Annotated in this window: 16 protein-coding genes; 12 read left to right on the top strand and 4 right to left on the bottom strand. The window is 65.6% G+C overall.

What is annotated here, in order from left to right; genetic code table 11:
* Positions 1-173 precede the first annotated feature (173 nt).
* Positions 174-1,433 carry a hypothetical protein gene (locus tag AC5P8J_RS16905; RefSeq protein WP_478405852.1) on the top strand — a complete coding sequence of 420 codons (1,260 nt, stop codon included), beginning with the start codon at positions 174-176 and terminating at the stop codon, positions 1,431-1,433.
* A gap of 21 nt (positions 1,434-1,454) precedes the next feature.
* Here AC5P8J_RS16905 and AC5P8J_RS16900 read toward each other — a convergent pair whose 3' ends face one another.
* Positions 1,455-2,579 carry a GNAT family N-acetyltransferase gene (locus AC5P8J_RS16900; protein WP_346483590.1) on the bottom strand — a complete coding sequence of 375 codons (1,125 nt, stop codon included), beginning with the start codon at positions 2,577-2,579 and terminating at the stop codon, positions 1,455-1,457.
* 102 nt (positions 2,580-2,681) lie between these two features.
* The gene (gene trxB / locus AC5P8J_RS16895; protein WP_019659647.1) at positions 2,682-3,653 is read right to left on the bottom strand and encodes a thioredoxin-disulfide reductase; all 972 of its coding nucleotides are present in this window, start codon (positions 3,651-3,653) and stop codon (positions 2,682-2,684) included.
* 233 nt (positions 3,654-3,886) lie between these two features.
* On the opposite strand from trxB, the gene AC5P8J_RS16890 reads away from it, so the two are divergent.
* The 3 genes from AC5P8J_RS16890 (at position 3,887) to lolA (ending at position 8,980) form a co-directional block, all read left to right on the top strand.
* On the top strand, positions 3,887-6,247 hold the full coding sequence (locus tag AC5P8J_RS16890) for a DNA translocase FtsK (protein ID WP_019659648.1): 2,361 nt from the start codon (positions 3,887-3,889) through the stop codon (positions 6,245-6,247).
* Between the two features lie 39 nt (positions 6,248-6,286).
* Positions 6,287-8,230, top strand: coding sequence for a DUF3857 domain-containing protein (locus tag AC5P8J_RS16885; protein ID WP_021201783.1), 1,944 nt, complete (start codon positions 6,287-6,289; stop codon positions 8,228-8,230).
* A 111-nt stretch (positions 8,231-8,341) separates the two neighbouring features.
* Positions 8,342-8,980, top strand: coding sequence for an outer membrane lipoprotein periplasmic chaperone LolA (lolA, locus tag AC5P8J_RS16880; RefSeq protein ID WP_005413289.1), 639 nt, complete (start codon positions 8,342-8,344; stop codon positions 8,978-8,980).
* 104 nt (positions 8,981-9,084) lie between these two features.
* On the opposite strand, the gene AC5P8J_RS16875 is transcribed toward lolA, so the two are convergent.
* Positions 9,085-10,257 carry a hypothetical protein gene (locus tag AC5P8J_RS16875; protein WP_227854434.1) on the bottom strand — a complete coding sequence of 391 codons (1,173 nt, stop codon included), beginning with the start codon at positions 10,255-10,257 and terminating at the stop codon, positions 9,085-9,087.
* 321 nt (positions 10,258-10,578) lie between these two features.
* Between AC5P8J_RS16875 and AC5P8J_RS16870 the strand changes: the two genes are divergently transcribed.
* Together AC5P8J_RS16870 and AC5P8J_RS16865 are read left to right on the top strand one after the other, a co-directional pair.
* On the top strand, positions 10,579-11,856 hold the full coding sequence (locus AC5P8J_RS16870) for a replication-associated recombination protein A (protein WP_227852611.1): 1,278 nt from the start codon (positions 10,579-10,581) through the stop codon (positions 11,854-11,856).
* A gap of 188 nt (positions 11,857-12,044) precedes the next feature.
* Positions 12,045-12,416 (top strand): DUF805 domain-containing protein, encoded by a 372-nt coding sequence (locus AC5P8J_RS16865; RefSeq protein ID WP_134734876.1) that lies wholly within the window; start codon positions 12,045-12,047, stop codon positions 12,414-12,416.
* Between the two features lie 73 nt (positions 12,417-12,489).
* On the opposite strand, the gene AC5P8J_RS16860 is transcribed toward AC5P8J_RS16865, so the two are convergent.
* On the bottom strand, positions 12,490-12,864 hold the full coding sequence (locus tag AC5P8J_RS16860) for a hypothetical protein (RefSeq protein WP_227854230.1): 375 nt from the start codon (positions 12,862-12,864) through the stop codon (positions 12,490-12,492).
* Between the two features lie 321 nt (positions 12,865-13,185).
* On the opposite strand from AC5P8J_RS16860, the gene AC5P8J_RS16855 reads away from it, so the two are divergent.
* The 6 genes from AC5P8J_RS16855 to AC5P8J_RS16830 all read left to right on the top strand — a co-directional run bounded on the left by AC5P8J_RS16855 (position 13,186) and on the right by AC5P8J_RS16830 (position 19,425).
* Positions 13,186-14,214 carry an alpha/beta hydrolase gene (locus tag AC5P8J_RS16855; RefSeq protein WP_031269072.1) on the top strand — a complete coding sequence of 343 codons (1,029 nt, stop codon included), beginning with the start codon at positions 13,186-13,188 and terminating at the stop codon, positions 14,212-14,214.
* Between the two features lie 122 nt (positions 14,215-14,336).
* Positions 14,337-15,713: a YncE family protein gene (locus tag AC5P8J_RS16850; protein WP_021201789.1), complete on the top strand. Its 1,377-nt coding sequence runs from the start codon at positions 14,337-14,339 to the stop codon at positions 15,711-15,713.
* Positions 15,714-15,764: 51 nt separating this feature from the next.
* Positions 15,765-16,814, top strand: coding sequence for a heme/hemin ABC transporter substrate-binding protein (locus AC5P8J_RS16845; protein ID WP_021201790.1), 1,050 nt, complete (start codon positions 15,765-15,767; stop codon positions 16,812-16,814).
* On the top strand, positions 16,811-17,854 hold the full coding sequence (locus tag AC5P8J_RS16840; protein WP_012480148.1) for a FecCD family ABC transporter permease: 1,044 nt from the start codon (positions 16,811-16,813) through the stop codon (positions 17,852-17,854). The genes AC5P8J_RS16845 and AC5P8J_RS16840 overlap by 4 nt, the downstream gene beginning before the upstream one ends.
* The gene (locus tag AC5P8J_RS16835; protein WP_021201792.1) at positions 17,851-18,612 is read left to right on the top strand and encodes a heme ABC transporter ATP-binding protein; all 762 of its coding nucleotides are present in this window, start codon (positions 17,851-17,853) and stop codon (positions 18,610-18,612) included. The genes AC5P8J_RS16840 and AC5P8J_RS16835 overlap by 4 nt, the downstream gene beginning before the upstream one ends.
* A gap of 63 nt (positions 18,613-18,675) precedes the next feature.
* Entirely contained in the window at positions 18,676-19,425 is a 750-nt protein-coding gene (locus AC5P8J_RS16830; protein WP_188249936.1) for a hypothetical protein, read from the top strand.
* Positions 19,426-19,817 lie beyond the last annotated feature (392 nt).

The following is a 19,817-nucleotide window of genomic DNA, read 5'->3' as shown; positions in this document are numbered from 1 at the left end:
CGTGTGATGTCTGCCGCCATGACTGTCCACCGACGACCGGCCCCGTATTAGCGCGTGGCTCGCCTGTCGGTTTCGCTTCTTTTTGGGATTTGTTGCATTCCCCTGAACGGTAGTGCCAGTCACCCTGTGGGCTCATTCTTTAAGCGCGGACTACCGTGAGAACTACTGACACCGTGCAAGAACTGCTTGAGTTGGCCCGAATGTCGGCTCGCTCAGATAAAGCCATGGTTGCGATGCTGGATCTCTATGAGCGTAATCCTGCCGCCGTCTCGACACTGCTCATCTCGGCGATGAAGGCCCCTGTGGAAAGGAACGGGATGTTTAGGGCTGCGGCTGAGTTGCTGCCGGATGACAGTGCCGCAGAGGTTTGCCGGTTTGCCTGGAGTGAGTTCAAGAACGGTAGCCGCCACTGGCTGGTGGCCGGGATTGCGGCGCAGGCGGCCTATCGCGTCCCCGGATTGCTTCATGATGACTGGGATGCCGTCCTTCGCCTGTCGGCTCAGGAGCCAGTAGAAGGTCCATTCTGGTGGGAACTGCCGATTGAGGTCGGCCGGAGATGGATCCAGGAGGCAAGAGGGGCGTCGGCGTCTGCTGCTGGTTTGCCAGGATTACCGCTGGAGATGAGTGGGGTCGTGGAGTTCCAGGACGCCGCGCGTGACCTATCCGGTTCACGGGATGGGCCTTGGGCGGCAATTGGAAGGGAGGGATTGTCTGGTCTTGAGCTGGGGTCCGGACGCGCGCTGCATGGAGGGCGTGGTCTCCACCTGCGTTTCAGTGCGAAGCATCAGCGCTTGCAGCTGGCACAATTCACAAGGGTCGAGCGCCGCCTCCAGCGTCTACATCCCACCTGGAAGGATGGGAATGCGCAGGCAACGGGGCATATGGGCGGTCGCCTGGAGGGGCGATGTGGAATATGCAACTCCCCGTTGCAGCGCTTGCTGGAACTGGAGCTGGCGTTGATCGGTCCGTGCACCCTCTCGAAGGTGACGCTCGGCATATGTCTGGACTGCCCTGACAATGGAGAGTCTGGCTGGTGCCACGGAGATCCCGTGTATTTCCGCCACGATACACAGGGCCTTCCCAGCGCCCATGAATCGCAGGTATTCGATCCGCGGGCATGTCCTGAAACGTCAACCAACCTGATTGAGGCGGAGGTCGATCTGGTCGAGCTTCGGGGCCGGTTCTGGCAACCGCCGAATTATGTGGGTGGCTGGCAGAACTACAGCCGGGTGGGCGGACTGCCATCCTGGATCCAGAGCGGGCTCTATCTGTCCTGTCCCGACTGCTGCCGCACAATGTTCTTTGTCATGCAGCTCGATTCCCACATTCCTTTGGACGATGGCTCCCTGATGCAGTGGATGAATGGAGGAATGCTCTATACGTTCTGGTGTGACCATTGCCAGATCAGTGGGCACTACAGCCAGTACTCCTAGCTCATCCGAGCAAGCTCGACTCTACGTTCCTACGCGGAACGGCCCATGCCCCTGCAATTCCTGCTGGTACCGCCGCACACTCTGCCGCTCCTGCCGGCACCAGTCCTGCAGTGCTTCTGCGAACTCCGGATCGGCCACCCAGTGCCGGCTGCGCACCAGCGTCGGCAGGAATCCCCGCGCCAGCTTGTGCTCGCCCTGAGCGCCGGGCTCGAAACGGCTCAGGCCTTCGCGCAGGCAGTACTCGATGCCCTGGTAGTAACAGGCCTCGAAATGCAGGCCGGGCAGGGTAGCGCCACCCCAGTAGCGGCCGTACAGCGTGTCGCCACCGCGCAGGCACAGCGCGCCGGCAATCGGCTCGCCGTCCTGTTCGGCCAGGAACAGCACCAGTCCGCGCCCCAATGAAATGGCCAGATGGCGCAGGAAGGCCTCGGTCAGTGCCGGGGCGTTGCCGTACTCGAGGAAGGTCTGCAGGTAGAAGCGGTACATCGCCTGCAGGTCGGCGCGGCCGGCTTCATCGCCGTGTACCACGCGGAAGCTGATGCCCTGGCGGGTGACCTTGGCCCGTTCCTGGCGGATGTTCTTCCGATGCTTGTGGTTCATCGCACAGAGGAACTGCTCGAATGTCGCCCAGTCACCCGGGTTCTGCCACTGGAACTGCACGTCCTCGCGCAGCAGCCAGTCATCGCCGAACAGGGCCTCGTCCACTGCGGTGTGGAAGTTGATATGGGCCGAGGATACCTCCAGCGCGGGCAGGGCCTCGCGCAATGCCGAAAGCAGGGCGGCGCGCCCTGAATCGTGACGTGCCAACAACCGCGGGCCAGTGACCGGCGAGTAAGGTACTGCGCCCAGCCACTTCGGATAGTAGTCGCGGCCATGCCGCGCATACGCGTTGGCCCAGGCATGGTCGAACACGAACTCGCCGTGCGAATTGGTCTTCAGGTAACCCGGAATGGCGCCGACCAGCGTGCCGCCCTCCCACAGCGTGAAGTGCCGGGCCTGCCAGCCCCAGTCCTCGCGCAGGCAACCGTGCTGTTCAAGCCCGGAAAGGAAGGCGTGGCTGACGAATGGGTTGCGGCCGTCGTGCAGGGCATCCCAGTCGGTCGCGGCAATGGACTGCAGGGAGTGGAGAAAGCGGGGGGAAGGCATGGGAGAAGGATAGGGCAGATGAAACAGAAAGGCCGACGCACTGGCGTCGGCCTATCATCCGGAGTCGGGCGTGGCTCGACCCTGCAGGAGCGGGTCAGCCTCTCAGCTGGCCTTGCCCTGGGCGTCCAGGTAGCGCTCGGCGTCCAAGGCGGCCATGCAGCCGAAGCCGGCCGAAGTGATCGCCTGGCGGTAGTGCTGGTCGGCCACGTCGCCGGCAGCAAATACGCCTTCCACCGAGGTCTGGGTGGCGTTGCCGCCCAGGCCCGAGCGGATCTCCAGGTAGCCGTTGTTCATCGCCAGCTGGCCGTCGAACAGCTGGGTATTCGGATGGTGGCCGATGGCCACGAAGAAGCCGTGGGCGTCGATGTCACGGGTACTGCCGTCCAGCGTCGACTTCACGCGCACGCCGGTCACGCCGGCGTCGTTGCCCAGCACTTCCTCCACCTGGTGGTGCCAGACGGTCTCGATCTTGCCGGCAGCAACCTTGGCAAACAGCTTGTCCTGCATGATCTTTTCCGCCTTCAGGGTGTCGCGGCGGTGGACCAGATAGACCTTGCGGGCGATGTTGGACAGGTAAAGGGCCTCTTCCACGGCGGTGTTGCCACCGCCGACCACGACCACGTCCTGGTCGCGGTAGAAGAAGCCGTCACAGGTGGCGCAGGCGGAGACGCCGCGGCCCTTGAAGGTCTCTTCGGTCGGGATGCCCAGGTACTTGGCGGTCGCGCCGGTGGCGATGATCAGCGCATCGCAGGTGTACTCGTGGCTGTCGCCGATCAGCTTGAACGGGCGCTGCGACAGGTCGGCGGTGTGGATGTGGTCGAAAATGACCTCGGTCTCGAAGCGCTCGGCGTGGGCCTGCATGCGCGCCATCAGGTCCGGGCCCATCAGGCCGTGGGCGTCACCCGGCCAGTTGTCCACCTCGGTGGTGGTCATCAGCTGGCCGCCCTGCTGCAGGCCGGTGATGACGACCGGCTTCAGGTTGGCGCGGGCGGCGTAGACGGCGGCGGTCCAACCGGCCGGTCCGGAACCGAGGATGACGAGGCGCTGGTGGCGGGAGGGCAGGCTGGTGCTCATGTAGACTCGCGAAAAGGTAGATGGGACAAGGCGCTGGCGATGTTTGCGCAGCATCCGTGGCTGGTCATAGAGTGGCGGCTGGGGCAGGGCGATTCAAGCCGATGAACGGAACGCCGTCATCCAGCAGTGGTTTCGGCCCTCGGATTGCCCTGTCGGACGTCGCATAACTGAAAACTGACGCCGTCTCATTTATTATCAATCACTAACAGCGCATTCCAAAGGTATGGTCTAAGGTGGCGAAGCAGGTCCCCGAACGCTCCAAGTCCGACGACAGCAAGGCGTCACGTCGCACGGCCGCGGCGGCGACGACCGACAATCCACGCCGCCAGCGCCTCTGGCGCGACCTGGGCCTGATCGCCATCGCGCCGGCCCTGCTGTATCTGGCGGCCAGTCTTTTCACCTATTCAGCGACTGATCCGGGCTGGTCGCACACCGGCAGCGTGGTTGCGCCGGTGCACAACCTGGGCGGCCGCGCCGGCGCCTGGATCGCCGACGTGCTGCTGCAGCTGTTCGGCTACATCGCCTTCCTGCTGCCGGTGGTGCTCGGCGCGCTGGCGTGGATCGCCATGTTCGGCCTCAAGCGCGAGAGCAAGGGCGAGAACGACCTGGATCCGGCATTGCGCCTGGTCGGTCTGGTCGGTTTCCTGATCGCCGGCACCGGCTTCCTGCATGTGCGCCTGTTCAGTGGCGATGTCGCCAGTGCCGGCGGCATCCTCGGCAAGCTGGTCGGCAATTCGCTCACGGTGGGCTTCGGCGCGTTGGGGGCGAACCTGTTCGTGCTGGTGCTGCTGCTGGCCTCGATCACCCTGGCCACCGGGCTGTCCTGGTTCACGGTGATGGAGAAGATCGGCCGCGGCGTGATGTCGCTGGCGCCGTTGCTGGAACGCAAGAAGGAAGAAGTCACCGAGTGGAAGCAGACCCGGGTGATGCGCGAGGAACGCCAGGAAGTACGCAAGGCCGACGCCGAGGTGCGCGCCAAGCGCGAGCCGGTGAAGATCGAGCCGCGTCCGGAGCCGGTGATCGAGAAGAGTGATCGGGCCAAGCGCGATACCCAGATTCCGATGTTCCGCGGCGTCAACGGCGATGGTTCCGACCTGCCGCCGCTGGCGCTGCTGGATGATCCCAAGCCGCAGCCGAAGGGCTACGACGAAGAAACACTGGAAACCCTGTCGCGGCAGATCGAGTTCAAGCTGAAGGACTTCCGCATCGATGCGCAGGTGGTCGGCGCCAATCCCGGCCCGGTCATCACCCGCTTCGAGATCGAGCCAGCACCGGGTATCAAGGTCAGCCAGATCAGTTCGCTGGACAAGGACATCGCGCGTGGCCTGTCGGTGAAGTCGGTGCGCGTGGTCGATGTCATTCCGGGCAAGTCGGTGATCGGCCTGGAAATCCCCAACGTCACCCGCGAGATGATCTTCCTGTCCGAACTGCTGCGCTCGAAGGAATATGACAAGTCGGCCAGCGTACTGACCCTGGCGCTGGGCAAGGACATTGCCGGTCGCCCGACCGTGGCCGACCTGGCACGCATGCCGCATCTGCTGGTGGCCGGTACCACCGGTTCGGGCAAGTCGGTGGCGGTCAATGCGATGGTGCTGAGCCTGTTGTTCAAGGCCTCGCCGAAAGACCTGCGGATGCTGATGATCGACCCGAAGATGCTCGAACTGAGCGTCTACCAGGGCATCCCGCACCTGCTGGCGCCGGTGGTCACCGACATGAAGGAGGCCGCCAACGGCCTGCGCTGGTGCGTGGCCGAGATGGAGCGCCGCTACAAGCTGATGAGCGCGGTGGGCGTGCGCAACCTGGCCGGCTTCAACAAGAAGGTGAAGGAAGCCCAGGACGCCGGCCAGCCGCTGATGGACCCGCTGTTCAAGCCGAACCCGGAGCTGGGCGAGGCACCGCGTCCGCTGGAGACGCTGCCGTTCATCGTCATCTTCATCGACGAATTCGCCGACATGATGATGATCGTCGGCAAGAAGGTGGAAGAGCTGATCGCGCGCCTGGCGCAGAAGGCGCGAGCGGCCGGCATCCACCTGATCCTGGCCACGCAGCGCCCGTCGGTGGACGTGATCACCGGCCTGATCAAGGCCAACATCCCGACCCGTATCGCCTTCCAGGTCAGCTCCAAGATCGACTCGCGCACCATCCTCGACCAGTCCGGCGCGGAAACCCTTCTCGGCCATGGCGACATGCTGTACCTGCCGCCGGGCACCGCGCTGCCCGAGCGTGTGCACGGTGCGTTCGTGTCCGACGATGAAGTGCACCGCGTGGTCGAGCACCTCAAGGCGATGGGCCCGGCCGACTATGTCGACGGGGTGCTGGACGAGGTGCAGACGATGGGCGACGGCGTGGTCGTCGGTGCCACCGGCCTGCCCGAGACCAGTGCAGCCGGCGACGAGTCCGACCCGCTGTATGACGAAGCGCTGCGGGTGGTCACCGAGACCCGCCGCGCCTCGATTTCCGGCGTGCAGCGCCGGCTGAAGATCGGCTACAACCGTGCAGCGCGACTGATCGAGGCCATGGAAGCGGCCGGCGTGGTCAGCCCGCCCGAGCACAACGGCGACCGCACGGTGCTGGCACCGCCGCCGCCGAAGTAAGACCCGACGTATCCCCCACGACGTCCAAGGAACCGACGCATGCTTCACCCCGTACCAAGCGCGCTGGCGCTGGCGCTGGTAGCCCTGATGGCTGCCGGCCCGGCACTGGCAGACACCGCCACCTCCGCGCCCGCCACGGCGCCGCCTTCCACCAGCGGCGATACCGAAGCCAGCAATAATTTCAGCATTGTCCGTTACCGCGCCGACTACCAGGTGCGGCCCGATGCGGGCAATGTGCAGACCGAAACCTACGAAGTCCTTCTCAAGACCAAGGCCTCCGTCGAGCAGTTCAGCCAGGTGCGGCTGAGCTACAGCGAAAAGATGGAGACGCTGGAAGTGCTCGGTGCCTACACCATCACCGCCGATGGCCAGCGCCGCGACGTGCCGGCCGACCGCATCTACACCCAGGAGAGCTACTCCAGCGCCTCGGCGGCGATGTATGCCGACCGCAAGGTGCGGGTGATCGTGTTCCCGAACCTGGCCCCGGGCACGCGCCTGTACTACCAGGTGCGCCGCACCCAGGCTACGCCGTACTTCCCGGGCTATTTCGGCCTGTGGGAGACCTTCAACGTCTTCACCGAGTACGAGGACGCCGAGGTCACCCTGAGTGCGCCGGCCAACCTGCCGATGTTCGTCGACAGCCGCGGCGTGCAGGGTAGTGACCGGCCGACGGTGAAGAACGGCCAGGCGCAATGGCGCTGGCGCTACCAGCGTCGTGAGGCGATGCCGGCGCAGAACTGGTCGGCGGCGGGCTGGGAGTTCGGCCCGAACATCATGGCCAGCACGTATCGTGACTGGTCGCAGATGGGGCGCGCCTACCAGCTCAAGGCGGGCCCGGCGGCCGAGGTGACCCCGGCGCTGCAGGCGCTGGCTGATGAGATCACCGCCGGCATCAGTGACCGCCGCGAGCAGGCTGATGCGCTGTATCGCTGGGTCGCGCAGAACATCCGCTATGTGGCGGTGTACCTGGGCAACGGCGGCCTGGAGCCGAACAGCGCGCAGAGCATCCTCGACAACCACTACGGCGACTGCAAGGACCATGTGACGATCCTGGAGGCGCTGCTGGCGGCCAAGGGCATTGCCAGCTCGCCGGTGCTGATCGGTGCGGGCGGTGGCCCGACGCTGCCGAAGATTCCGGTGCTGGGCCGCTTCAACCACGCCATCACCTACATCCCCGAATTCGATCTGTACCTGGATTCGACCACCGCGTGGGCGCGCTTCGGTCAGCTGCCAGAGGGTGACCTGGGTGCACCGGTGATGCGTACCCGTGACGCTACGCTGGCGCGTACCCCGGCCAATACGCCGGAGCGCAATGCGACGTCGATGGAGGTGCGTTTCACGTTTGATGCCAACGGCAACCTGCGCGGCGAGACGATTCCGAAGCTGGGCGAGAACGCCGAGATCGGCATGCGCGCCCAGTTCTCCCAGCTCAACGCGCAGAACCGTGCGCGCGCCGAGGAGCAGATCATGGCCGCGTCCGGTTTCGACGGGCGAGGGCAGCTGCAGATCCAGGGCGTGCCGGTCGACCTGACCCGGCCGTTTGGCTATCGCATGGCGTTCCAGGCCGAGGACTACGCCGACTTCAGCGTGGCCGGCGGCATGGCCGTGCCGGACCCGCCAGGTGGCGAGTCGGTGCGTGGCCTGTACGCTACCGCCTCGGCGCCGGCCAACGAGACGCCGTTCTACTGCAATGCCAGCCTGCGCGAGGAAACCTATCGCCTGCAGTTCCCGGCCAACGCGCCGATCATCGCCATTCCGGCCAGCCAGCGTTTCGCCAATGCCGCCGGCGAGTACCGCGTGGACTGGAGTCGCGAGGGCCAGGAGGTGATCGTGCACCACCGCTTGCAGCAGAATGCGGTGCGCGGCCCGGAGGCATTGTGCCAGCCGCAGGACTATCCGGCGTTCCGCGCGCTGTATCGCGAAGTGCGGCGTGGCTTCCGTGGCCAGGTGCTGTACGGCAAGCTGCCGGGATCCGGTGGCTGAATCGCCGATGGACGTTCAGGGCGGCATAATGTCGCCCTGATCGCCCATTCATCTTTCCCCGGGCACACTGGCAACCACCTTTCCTGGCGCCCGCGCCCACAGGATTCCCGCATGAACTTCCGCTTCCGTCGTTTCCTTGCCACCACCACCCTGGCCGTGGCCTGCGCCGCCGCCGGCAGCGCCTGGGCTGGCGCCCGCGATGACCTGAAGACTTTCACCAGTGGCCTGAAGGGCCTGGACGGACAGTTCAGCCAGCAGGTGTTCGACAGCCGCGGCAAGGTGAAGGAATCGACCAGCGGCCGTGTGGCGCTGTCGGCGCCGCGCCTGTTCCGTTGGGAATACGTGCGCCCGCACGAGCAGTTGATCGTGGCTGACGGCAAGAAGGTCTGGATGTACGAGCCGGACCTGGAGCAGGCCACCGTGCGCGAGCAGGGCAAGGAAGAACAGAACAGCCCGCTGACCGCACTGATCAACCCGGCGCTGCTGGAGCAGCAGTACGACGTCAGTGAAGAGGCCGCACAGCGCGACGGCCTGCAGTGGCTGTCGCTTTCGCCGAAGCGCGAGACCGAAGCCAGCTTCCAGTACGCCGCGTTGGGCTTCAACGCTCAGGGCTTGGCCAAGATGGAAATCACCGACGCGGTCGGCCAGCGCACCGTGATCAGCTTCAGTGGCTGGAAGCGCAACCCGGGCTTCGCTGCAGGCACCTTCAGCTTTACGCCGCCCAAGGGCACCGACGTTATCGGTAATTGATGGCGGTCGCCGGGCATGGCCCGGCGCTACCTGCTCTGGTGGGTGCCAACCGTTGGCTGGCACGCTTGGGATCTGCCGGCCGGCCGGCCGGCCGGCCGGCCGGCTCATCCGTTGTCCGGATGAACGATCACCTGCCACGCGGTGCCATCAAATCGAATCAGGTCCCAGGGCGTCAGCACCCACAGCACGCTACCGGCGGAACTGATATCAACAATCGTTGCATCTCTCAGTTCTTCGGGGATGCTTTCCAGCAACGGTTCAACTACGCCGGTTTCTAGACTGTAGACGTAGAGGCCGCCATTCTCCGAGCCGATGTAAACCTGTTGCTTGTACTGGCAAGCAGAGTTGAAGCTGATGGCTTCGCCGACCTCGTGGTGCAGGCACTCGAATCCAGTGGAGATGTCGCCCGTAACGATGGTGCCGTCCATGCCTACAAAGACGAGGCGGCCTTGGTCAGTCCTGCAAGCATGAAACAGCTCCGCAGTAGTGACTTGTTCGGGCACGGTCCAGCTCGAGCCATCCCAGTGCGCAATCAAGCCATGGGAGCCGATTGCGTAGAGGTCAGCAAAGCCCGTTCCGCAGAGGTCGTTCACGCTGCCCACGTGGAACTCAGCGAGTAGCTGGTTGAATCCTCCATCCTCCCGTACACCGGTCATGTGAGCGCGCCAATCGGCGAATCTCCGGCGAAGCTCTGCGTCGCATTCCATCGGATCTTGAGGAAGTGCGGGAAAATCGCCCAGTTCGAGCAGATGGCCGAAATCGTCGAGCCAACTGTCGAAGTCATCCAGGTCCGAGTCGTCTTCGTCCTCCTCGCAGAAGACAGTCGCGAATTGGGTTGGAAGCTGCTGCCATCCGGCTTCACCCCGATGATGGATCTGTCCTCTTGTGCCCGCGCAGAAAAGGTCGTCGCCCAGCAATCGCAAACAGGTAAGACCTCCGGGGAAGTCGGCGCCTTCCGCCGAGACGTACTCGATCGTGGCCCCAGCACGGGAGTAATCTTCCAGCTGCCCATGGAAATCCAGGGCAAGCACACGACGGGGGCGGCCGCCTTCCTCCTCTGGAACAAACTGTGTGGACATGACCTGGAAGTCCTGCAGGTCATGGTAGAACCACTCCTCTTTGGGGGTGCGGCCAAAGACGAACATGCGGGTGGGTGGGCCGGGATCCGGGTCGTAGTAGTCATGCCCGGGGCCAAGGGCGGCAGCCAGATAGTAGATGTCCTCGTCGACCGCGCAGCCAGCAATGAACTCAAGGAGATTGGATTCGGGATCTCGCACGCTTGGGTCCTGAAGGGTTGAGTTCCAAATTCTCGGCTACTGACGAGGGTGCACGACCCCCGGGAAAGTACACTCCATGTGAATCAGTGGCTTACCGAAGAATTGGCTGCGGCGGCTTCGGCTCATTTCCGACACATTGCCAAGCTGCCGGCCAGCGGCCGGCACTACTGATCCCTGCGGCCTGATCCGCCGGGCATGGCCCGGCGCTACCGTTGGGCGGCGCGGTACAATAGCCGCGTGCCAAGACATCGCTCCACTTCCTTCCCTGGCCCCGATCTACTGAGCGTCGATCGGGATCACCTGCGCCCGCTGGCCGAGCGCATGCGCCCGCGCACCCTCGACGAAATGGTCGGGCAGAAACGCCTGCTGGCGCCGGACAGTGCGCTGCGTCGCGCCGTCGAATCCGGGCGCGTGCATTCGATGATCCTGTGGGGGCCGCCGGGCTGCGGCAAGACAACGCTGGCGCTGCTGCTGGCCGAGTACTCCGACGCTGAATTCCGCGCCATCTCTGCCGTGCTGTCCGGGCTGCCGGAGGTGCGCCAGGTGCTGGCCGAGGCCGCGCAACGCTTCGCCGAAGGCCGCCGCACCGTGCTGTTCGTGGATGAGGTACATCGCTTCAACAAGGCGCAGCAGGATGCGTTCCTGCCGCATATCGAGCGCGGCACCATCCTGTTCGTCGGTGCCACCACCGAGAATCCATCGTTCGAGCTGAATTCGGCGCTGCTGTCGCGTTGCCGCGTGCATGTGCTGGAAGCGGTATCACCAACCGATATCGTCGAAGCGCTGGAACGTGCGCTGGGGGATCGCGAGCGCGGCCTGGGCGAGGAGGGTATCGAGGTCGCTCCCGAGCTGCTGCTGGAAATCGCCACCGCTGCCGATGGTGACGTGCGCCGTGCGCTGACCCTGTTGGAAATTGCCGCAGAACTGGCGGGCGGGGAGGGTGGTCGCATCACCCCGCAGACCCTGACCCAGGTGCTGGCCGACCGTACCCGCCGCTTCGACAAGGGCGGCGAGCAGTTCTACGACCAGATTTCGGCGCTGCACAAGTCCGTGCGCAGCTCCAACCCCGATGCTGCGCTGTACTGGCTGACCCGCATGCTCGATGGCGGCTGCGATCCGTCGTATCTCGCGCGCCGGCTGACCCGCATGGCCATCGAGGACATCGGCCTGGCCGATCCGCGCGCGCAGAGCATGGCGCTGGAAGCCTGGGACATCTACGAGCGGCTGGGCAGCCCGGAAGGCGAGCTCGCGTTCGCCCAGTTGGTGCTGTACCTGGCCAGCACCGCCAAGTCGAACGCGGGCTACGCCGCGTTCAACCAGGCCAAGGCCGACGTGCGCCAGAGCGGTACCGAAGAGGTGCCGCTGCACCTGCGCAATGCGCCGACCAAGCTGATGAAGGAACTGGGCTACGGCGCCGAATACCAGTACGACCACGATGCCGAAGGAGGCATCGCGCTGGACCAGACCGGTTTTCCGGACGCGATGGGCGAACGGGTGTACTACAACCCGGTGCCGCGCGGCCTGGAGATCAAGCTGAAGGAAAAGCTGGATCGGCTGCGCGCCGAGCGCGAGGCGGCGCGGGCCGCGAAGGGCCGTTGAGCTGGCTTATGTAGGATCGAGCGATGCTCGACTCCACTCTGGACTGAGCCAGCAGCACCTGCGGAAACAGCAGCCGAGCATGGCTCGGCTCTACAGGGGTAATGGCGGTCGAGTGTGGTTCGTCATCACATTGTCCTGCGGGCGTTCCTTTGGCAGACTGCGCGGCTACTTTTTCAAGGATCGATGCCGTGCAGGAAATGATTCTGCCGTTGAAGCGTTATGCCCAGTTCGAGGGCCGTGCCAACCGTCGCGAGTACTGGATGTTCCAGCTGTTCCTGTTGATCGTCTCGACCGTCCTGATGGTGCCGCTCATCGCCGGGCTGGTGATGCAGTCCGACATGCTGGGCATCGCGTCGATCATCCTGTTCGTCGTGTTCTGGCTGGCCACGTTCGTGCCGGTCATCGCCGTCACCGTGCGCCGCCTGCACGACTGCAACCAGTCGGGCTGGATGTACCTGTTGGCCTTTGTTCCGTTCGGTGGTCTGGTGATCTTCGTGTTCGCGCTGCTGCCGGGTACACCGCAGCAGAACGTCTACGGCCCGGTGCCTGCGGGGCCGTGAGATTGCGTGAGTCGAGCATGGCTCGACTTCTACAGGGCGGGAAAACGAAGCCGGCGTTTCGCCGGCTTCTTTCTTACTTGATGCTGCAATCGCCGAAGGACAGGTAATCCGTTCCCGAGCTGAACTGCAGCGTGCAGCTGGCGGTGAAGGTCGCGCCTTCTTCCAGCGCGCCCAGCTTGGCCGCCTGCTGCTCATCGTCGCTGGTCAGCCGGGCCAGGACATTGCCCTGGTCATCGCCGGCGTCGATCAGCGGTTCGCCCGCCAGGTTGCTGGAAACGCTCAGTGCCACGGCAGTGAATGTCACCGTCTGGTTGAGTTCGTCCATGCCCAGTGAAGAATTGCCGGCTTCTTCAAAGGCCTGGTAGAGCGTTGGCAGGTCCTGTGCGGCATGGGCGGCCAGCGGTGCAAGCAGGCCGAGGGAAAGGGCGATCAGGGCGGTGCGCTTCAAGATGTTCTCGCAGTCACGGGATCCATTCCCGTGGGTGGTGGTGAGCAGATCCACGCCATGCGTGGATGGGTTTGGCAAGGGACAGGGCGCGGCCGATGGCTCGATTGCCCATCCATCCGCAGCCCTGCGAGGGAAGGGCGCTCCTGCGCCCTGCTGCCCGGCAAAATAGTGGATTCGGTGTTTCTGGCGCAACCGGGAAAATGAACGCATCGCGCGCGTGATACACAGTGTGACATTTGATCGATGTGATAATCATTCGCGTTTAAGGTAGACTGCGGTCCCTTGTGAACCGGCGGCCATCGGCCGCTCGTGCCGCCGCTGATGAAGCATTTCGTCCCGCCTTCGCGCCGTGGTCCGCTGGCCCGCAGCCTGGCCGCCCTGATGATGGCTCTGCTCCTGGTCACCTCGTACGCCCATGCCCAGCAGCGCAATCCGCTGCAGAAGATCGGCCATACCGTGCTCGACGAGCCGGCGATCAGCTATCGCTTCGAACATTTCGTGGTGGACAGCCCGGACCAGCAGCGCCGTTGGCGGGTGAACCTGGCGATCCCGGTCAAGGCCAGCAAGGTGCCCTCTCCGGTGCTGTACGCGCTGGACGGCAACGCCGTCGCCATGGTCCTGGACCAGCCGCTGCTGGCCGAGCTGGCCACGCGCAAGGTACCGCCGGTGCTGGTGCTGATCGGCTATGACAATGAACTGCGCATCGATTCCAAGGCGCGCACCCGCGACTACACCGCGTGGATCGACCGTGCCGACGACGAGGGCGGCACAACCCAGGCGGTCGGCGGTGGTGCTGCGGCCTTCCTGGATGTGATCGAACGCCGCATCAAGCCCGAGGTCGAGCGTCGCGCACGCATCGATACGCAGCAGCAAGCGCTGTGGGGCCACTCGCTGGGTGGGTTGTTCGTGCTCCATGCGCTGTATACCCGTCCCGCCGCCTTCCAGTCGTATCTGGCGGCCAGCCCCTCGCTGTGGTGGAGCCAGGGCGCGGCGCTGGGTGATCCGGAGCAGCAGTTCGTGCAGAACGTGCACGGCCAGCAGGCCAGCCTGTGGCTGATGCTGGGCGGCGCCGAGCGTGTTGGCGATCGTGGCAAGCGCGACCTGAGCAACCCACGGGTGGTCGCGCACCTGCGCCGCATTGGCGGTGCCACGCCGGATGCGGCGATGCAGCTGTCCGAGCGGCTGGCGAAGGTGCCGGGCCTGAGCGTGCAGTACCGCGAGTTCCCGGGGCTGGGACACGGCCCGATGCTGCCGGCCTCGTTCCATGCCGCGCTGCATGAACTGTACGGCGTGACCGACCGCAGCGCCGGCGATGGCGCGCCCAGTGGCGGGGACAACGCCGCCGAATGAATGCCTTCGCACGCGATGCCGTGCGACCCCACTACCCAGGCGAGGCTGCCGGCGTGCAGCGGCCCAGGCAACCGATGACTCCCGCGCCGCGTGGCGCGGCCTACGTGTGCAAGGAGCCTTCCATGTCGTTCCGTCCGTCTTTCCGTCTCACCTCTCTCGCCGCCGGCCTGTTGCTGGCGGTGACCGCCACCGCGCAGCCGGTGTTCGACCAGCCGGCCAACGCCACCTTCAAGGGTGAAGTCGTCTCACGCGGTGAGAACGTGGTTCCCGGCAGCACTGCCGACGTGGTCGGCCGTGGGTTCTTGCCGGGCCAGAAGGTCAGCCTGCTGCGCGGTGACAGCGTGCTCAACGCGCAGCCGCTGGTGGTCGATGCTGATGGCAACTTCAAGACCCAGTTGAGCATTCCGGCCGACGCGGTGCCGGGCACTCATCCGGTGGTGGTGCGCGCCAGCCAACCGGCTGCGGCCACCGTGCTGAAGCTGCGCGTCTCGCCGCAGCTCCCGCTGTCCGGCCAGGCGCAGTTCGACACCCAGTCCAACAAGCTGGTGCCGGGCCTGTACCAGTCCGCCTACAGCGCGGCCAGCAATGCCGTGTTCGTCACTTCGGCCGTGGGCCGCCCGCCGGTGACCCAGTCGCAGCTGTTGAAGCTGGACCCGAAGTCGCTGAAGGTGACCAAGGCGATCACCCCGGCGCAGGTGCCGGGCAGCACCAATGGTGCGGTGTATGCGGTCTACGGCGTGGGTGTGGATGACACCAACGGCAATGTGTGGGTGACCAATACCCGCCAGAACTCGATCGCCGTCTATCGCCAGAAGGACCTGTCGCTGGTCCACCAGTTCCCGGTCGACACCGTGCCGCACGCGCGCGACGTAGTGGTCGACGGTACGCACGGCAAAGTGTTCGCTTCTGCCACCGGCGAGGACCACCTGACGGTGTTCGATGCGAAGACCCTCAAGGAACTGCCGCAGGTGACGCTGGAATCCGGCGTGGACGACGGCAAGTTCACCCCGATGAGCCTGGTGCTGGACGAGAAGGGCGGCAAGCTGTTCACCGTCAGCATCGGCACCCCGGAGGCGGCAGTGATCGATGTGGCCAGCGGCAAGGTCGAGAAGGTCATCGATCTGGGCAATTCGATCAGTGCCTCGGGCGTGGCCTTCGACGCGGCGCGCAACCGCCTGTACGTGGCCTCGCAGGGCACCGACAACCTGCTGATCGTCGACGTGGCTGCCGGCAAGGTGCTGCATGACGTGCCGGTCGGCGCCGGTGCGCTGAACGTCGCCTTCGATGATGCCTCCGGCCTGGCCTATGTCAGCAACCGTGGCGCTGGCACGGTCACCGTGGTGAATGGTGACGGCAAGGTGGTCGCCAACCTCGATGGTGGCACGCTGCCGAACCATGTGCGCGCCGATGGCAAGGGCAACGTTTTCGCGGTGAACAAGTCGCGCGGCGCCGAAGACCCGAAGGGTGACCGCATCACCCGCATCACCCCGAAGCAGTAAGTCACACGGTGGGGCGGCGTGTGCGTCGCCCTGCCAGCAAGGAGATTGTGCATGAACATCGCGTCCCGTCTGCGCCTGTGTGCGCTTCCGTTGGCTGTTTCGCTGGCGCTGGCTGCCTGTGGTGGCTCGTCGGCTCCCTCTGATGCCAATACGCCTGCCGAGTCGCCCGCAGCAACGGCGCCCGCTGCGGAAACCGCGCTGCCGGCAGGCTGGCAGCGCGTGGCAGGTGCCGAAATGCCGGCCGTGCACGGCCGGAAGGCGGTGCTCCCGGCCAAGGTGCATTCCGACGATGGCGCTGACATTGAAGTGGCCGATACCAGTCGCATCATCGCCGGTGGCGACGACGTCATCGCGGTGATCGAAGCACTGGGGCTGGGCAAGCAGGTCTTCGCCGCGCCGACCAACACCACCACCCAGGCCGGCCTGGCCGCGCCGCACCAGTTCCTGTTCAACCGGACCACTGGCGTGGAGGGCGTGCTGAGCCTGCAGGGCTCGCTGTTCCTCGGCAACAGCCTGCGCCGCCACACCGAGCTGGCGAAAAAGCTGCGCGAGGTGGGCGAGCCAGCGGTGGTCATCGATGACCTGCAGCCGGCGCCGGACAAGGTGCGCAAGGTCGCCGCCGCACTAGGGCTGGCCGAGGCAGGGCAAGCACTGGCCATGCAGGTGCAGCGCCAGCTCGACGAGGCTGCAGCGATTGGCAAGGGCCTGGGCCATGCACCACGAGTGATCCACGTCTCGGCCACCGGCGCCGGTGGCTCTCCGACCGTCGCCGGTGCCGACAGTGCGTCGGCGCAGCTGATCGCACTGGCGGGCGGCATCAACATCGGCACCGAGGCGGGGGTGAAGAACTACTCGCAGCTGAGCAATGAAGGCGTGGTCGCCGCAGCGCCCGAGGTGATCCTGGTGACCGAGCATGACCTGCAGCTGTTCGGCGGTGCCGAGGGCCTGTGGAAGGCATACCCGACGCTGAAGCAGACCCCGGCTGGGCAGGCCAATCGGGTCTGGGTGATGCCGGACGTGCAGCTGAAGTACACCAGTGTCGGTTCCGGTGCTGGTGCGCTGGCGCTGGCCAAGGCCCTGGCGGCGTTGCCGAAGGCATGAGTCCGGCGGATCGGCGCCGCCGTCGCGGGCGGACGATGTTGCTGGTGGCGTTGCTGGCACTGCTGGGGGCAGTGCTGGCGTCGTTCGCCGTGGGCCCGCTGCGGCTGCCGCCGCTGGAGGTGATGCAGGCGCTGGCGGTGAAGCTGGGCCTGCTGGATCCGCAGGCAGTCAGTAGCCGCGATCTGGCCGTGGTCTGGCAACTGCGCATTCCGCGTGCCCTGCTGGGTGCGATGGTGGGCGCGTCTCTGGCGATGGCCGGTGCCAGCCTGCAGGGCCTGTTCGGTAACCCGCTGGCCGACCCCGGCATCGTCGGTGTCAGCCAGGGTGCTGCGCTGGGTGCGGTGGCTGCCATTGTTCTCGGCGCTGCAGGTGCGGCCGGCTGGCTGGTGCCGGTGGCAGCCTTCGTCGGCGGCGCGCTGGCGATCGGCCTGACTTACGCGCTGGCCCGGCCCGGCAAAGGCAGTGGGAATGCCACGCTGCTGCTGGTCGGCATCGCGATGGCCGCGTTCTGCTCGGCGCTGATTGGGTTCCTCACCTACATCGCCAGCGAAAGCGAGCTGCAGTCGCTGGTGTTCTGGCAGATGGGCTCGCTGGCGCGTGCCAACTGGGCCGATGTGGCGGCGGTGGTGCCCCTGTTTGCGATCGGCGTGTTCGCGTTGCAGCGGTTGGCCACGCCGCTGGACATGCTGGCGCTGGGCGAACGCCAGGCGCAGCATCTGGGGCTGGACGTGACCCGCACGCGGCGTCGCCTGGTGGCGTTCAGTGCGCTGCTGGTGGGCGCGGCGGTGGCCTTTGCCGGCTCGATCAGCTTCGTCGGCCTGGTGGTGCCGCACGTGGCGCGCCTGTTGGTCGGCCCCGGGCATCGCTGGCTGCTGCCGTTGTCCGGCCTGCTCGGTGCGCTGCTGATCGTGGTGGCCGACACCGCCGCACGCACGCTCGATCCGCCCGCGGAGATTCCGCTGGGCTTGTTCTCGGCCGCGCTGGGCGCACCGTTCTTCCTCTGGCTGGTGCTGCAGCAGCGCCGCAAGGCGGCCCCATGAGCGTGCTGCTGAAACTGCACGAGGTGGTGGTGCGCCGCCAGCAGCGCGAGATCCTGCATGGCATCTCGCTGGCGTTCGAGCCGGGTACGGTGACCGCCCTGGTTGGACCGAATGGCGCGGGCAAATCCACGCTGTTGGCGGTGGCTGCCGGTGACCTGCGGGCCGATGCGGGCGAGGTGAGCCTGTTGGGCAAACCGCTGGCCAGCTACAAGGCCGGACCACTGGCGCGCGAGCGCGCGGTGATGCCACAGGAGCACGGCGTGCGCTTTGCCTTCAGCGTGGAAGAAGTGGTGGCGATGGGGCGTTTGCCGCATCCGCCGGATCCAGTGGTGGATGACGCCCAGGTGGAAGCGGCAATCGATGCCGCGGAACTGCAGGCGCTGCGCCTGCGCGAGGTGCAGCAGCTGTCCGGTGGTGAATCGGCCCGCACCACGTTCGCGCGCGTGCTGGCGCAGGACACGCCGCTGTTGTTGCTTGATGAGCCGACGGCCGCGCTGGATCTGCGCCACCAGGAGCGCACGCTGCGCAGTGTGCGTGCCTGTGCCGAAGCCGGTGCGTGCGTGATCGTGGTGCTGCACGATCTGAACCTGGCGGCTGGCTATGCCGACCGCATCGTGCTGCTGGAGCAGGGCAGGGTGGCCGCTGATGGTACGCCGCTGCAGGTGCTGACCGAAGATAACCTGCAGCGGGTCTACCAGCAGGATGTGGTGGTGCTGGAGCATCCGCGGCGCGGGGTGCCGCTGGTTGTGGTGACCTGAACGAAGGCCGCCGGGTTGCTCCGGGTATCATGGTTGCTTCGTTTTCTTCAATGGACTGATGCCATGTTCCGTACCGTCACGCGCAGCGTGCTGCTTGCCACGATGATTGCTTCCGTTTGCGCAGCCCATGCAGCTTCGACCTCCCAGGTTTCGCTGACCGACGCGGCCGAGAACGCCTCGCTGATAGAGACCTGGCATTCCAGTGGCGAGGGCGCCGCTGTGACGTCGATGAAGACGCAGTACTTCGCCAACGAGGAAATGTCGGTGAGTTGGGACGACCAGCAGGTGCTGGTGCTGTGCAGGGAGACGGCGTATCTGAAGATTCCTGCGGCCAAGCTCAAGGCCGTAGCGTTGACCACCGAGCAGCGGCAGATGATCGTCTATCAGGCATTGATGTCCGGCCTGGCGGCTGTCGCGGGCGTTGTCGGGCCGGCAGGGGAGAGGGTGACCGTGGCTGATGATGGCAGCGAGACCCGCAGCGTTGGCGAAAATAACTGGGCATATGGTGTTGAGCGATACGAAGTGATCACCCAGCGGCTGCCGGACGGTGCACTTCGGGTCCGGACCCGCAAGACGGAAACCGTGAATGCCACGCCGCCGGCGGGCCCGGACGACATGTTCAGCACCGAGGACGACCAGGCGGCGCGCTTGTCCGAACTGGCGCCGGTGGGCAGCTGGACCGAAGTGGTGGTCCACGGTGGCGCACGGCAGCCGCATGTGGATCCGGCGATGTCGTTGAAGGGGTGGATTTCGATGGGGGATGACCAGGCAGCGACCGTGGCGGATGCCCGCACGCTGCATGGGTGCAAGTGAGGGCCGCCAGGGGTCAGATCCCTTTGCCAGGGGCAAAGGGATCTGACCCCTATCGTTGTCGGCCTCATCGTTCCATTCATGTGCGCAATATTCACTTGCGCGCCAGATTGGCAGGTCTAGAATGCGCCCCATGAACCGGATGCCGCTCCTGAAGTTTTTCACCCTGACCCGCGCCAGCGCGGAACGGGCGTGTCTGCCTGGAGCCCCACGAGACCGTTGAAACGGCCATCGCTGGACCTTCGACAGAGCGCCCTCCGGGGCGCTCTTTTCGTTTTTGTTTTTTGTGAGTCGACTGACAGTCGACTCTACCCAGTACTGCAAAGGAGAACGTGCCATGCACCAGATCGCCGAGACCGAACGCTAGCCGCGCACCCTGTCGCCAACCGGGGTGC

The sequence above is a fragment of the Stenotrophomonas sp. YJH_SMC_37 genome, assembly GCF_059370035.1.
The sequence above is the reverse complement of the archived record's forward strand: the minus strand, read 5'-3'. Positions and strand labels throughout refer to the sequence as shown.

Coding starts and splice junctions, on each gene's coding strand:
- AC5P8J_RS16900 (WP_346483590.1), bottom strand. CDS start 2,579: ATGCCTTCCCCCCGCTTTCTCCACTCCCTGCAGTCCATTGCCGCGACC.
- trxB (WP_019659647.1), bottom strand. CDS start 3,653: ATGAGCACCAGCCTGCCCTCCCGCCACCAGCGCCTCGTCATCCTCGGT.
- AC5P8J_RS16885 (WP_021201783.1), top strand. CDS start 6,287: ATGCTTCACCCCGTACCAAGCGCGCTGGCGCTGGCGCTGGTAGCCCTG.
- lolA (WP_005413289.1), top strand. CDS start 8,342: ATGAACTTCCGCTTCCGTCGTTTCCTTGCCACCACCACCCTGGCCGTG.
- AC5P8J_RS16870 (WP_227852611.1), top strand. CDS start 10,579: ATGCGCCCGCGCACCCTCGACGAAATGGTCGGGCAGAAACGCCTGCTG.
- AC5P8J_RS16855 (WP_031269072.1), top strand. CDS start 13,186: ATGAAGCATTTCGTCCCGCCTTCGCGCCGTGGTCCGCTGGCCCGCAGC.
- AC5P8J_RS16850 (WP_021201789.1), top strand. CDS start 14,337: ATGTCGTTCCGTCCGTCTTTCCGTCTCACCTCTCTCGCCGCCGGCCTG.
- AC5P8J_RS16845 (WP_021201790.1), top strand. CDS start 15,765: ATGAACATCGCGTCCCGTCTGCGCCTGTGTGCGCTTCCGTTGGCTGTT.
- AC5P8J_RS16840 (WP_012480148.1), top strand. CDS start 16,811: ATGAGTCCGGCGGATCGGCGCCGCCGTCGCGGGCGGACGATGTTGCTG.
- AC5P8J_RS16835 (WP_021201792.1), top strand. CDS start 17,851: ATGAGCGTGCTGCTGAAACTGCACGAGGTGGTGGTGCGCCGCCAGCAG.
- AC5P8J_RS16830 (WP_188249936.1), top strand. CDS start 18,676: ATGTTCCGTACCGTCACGCGCAGCGTGCTGCTTGCCACGATGATTGCT.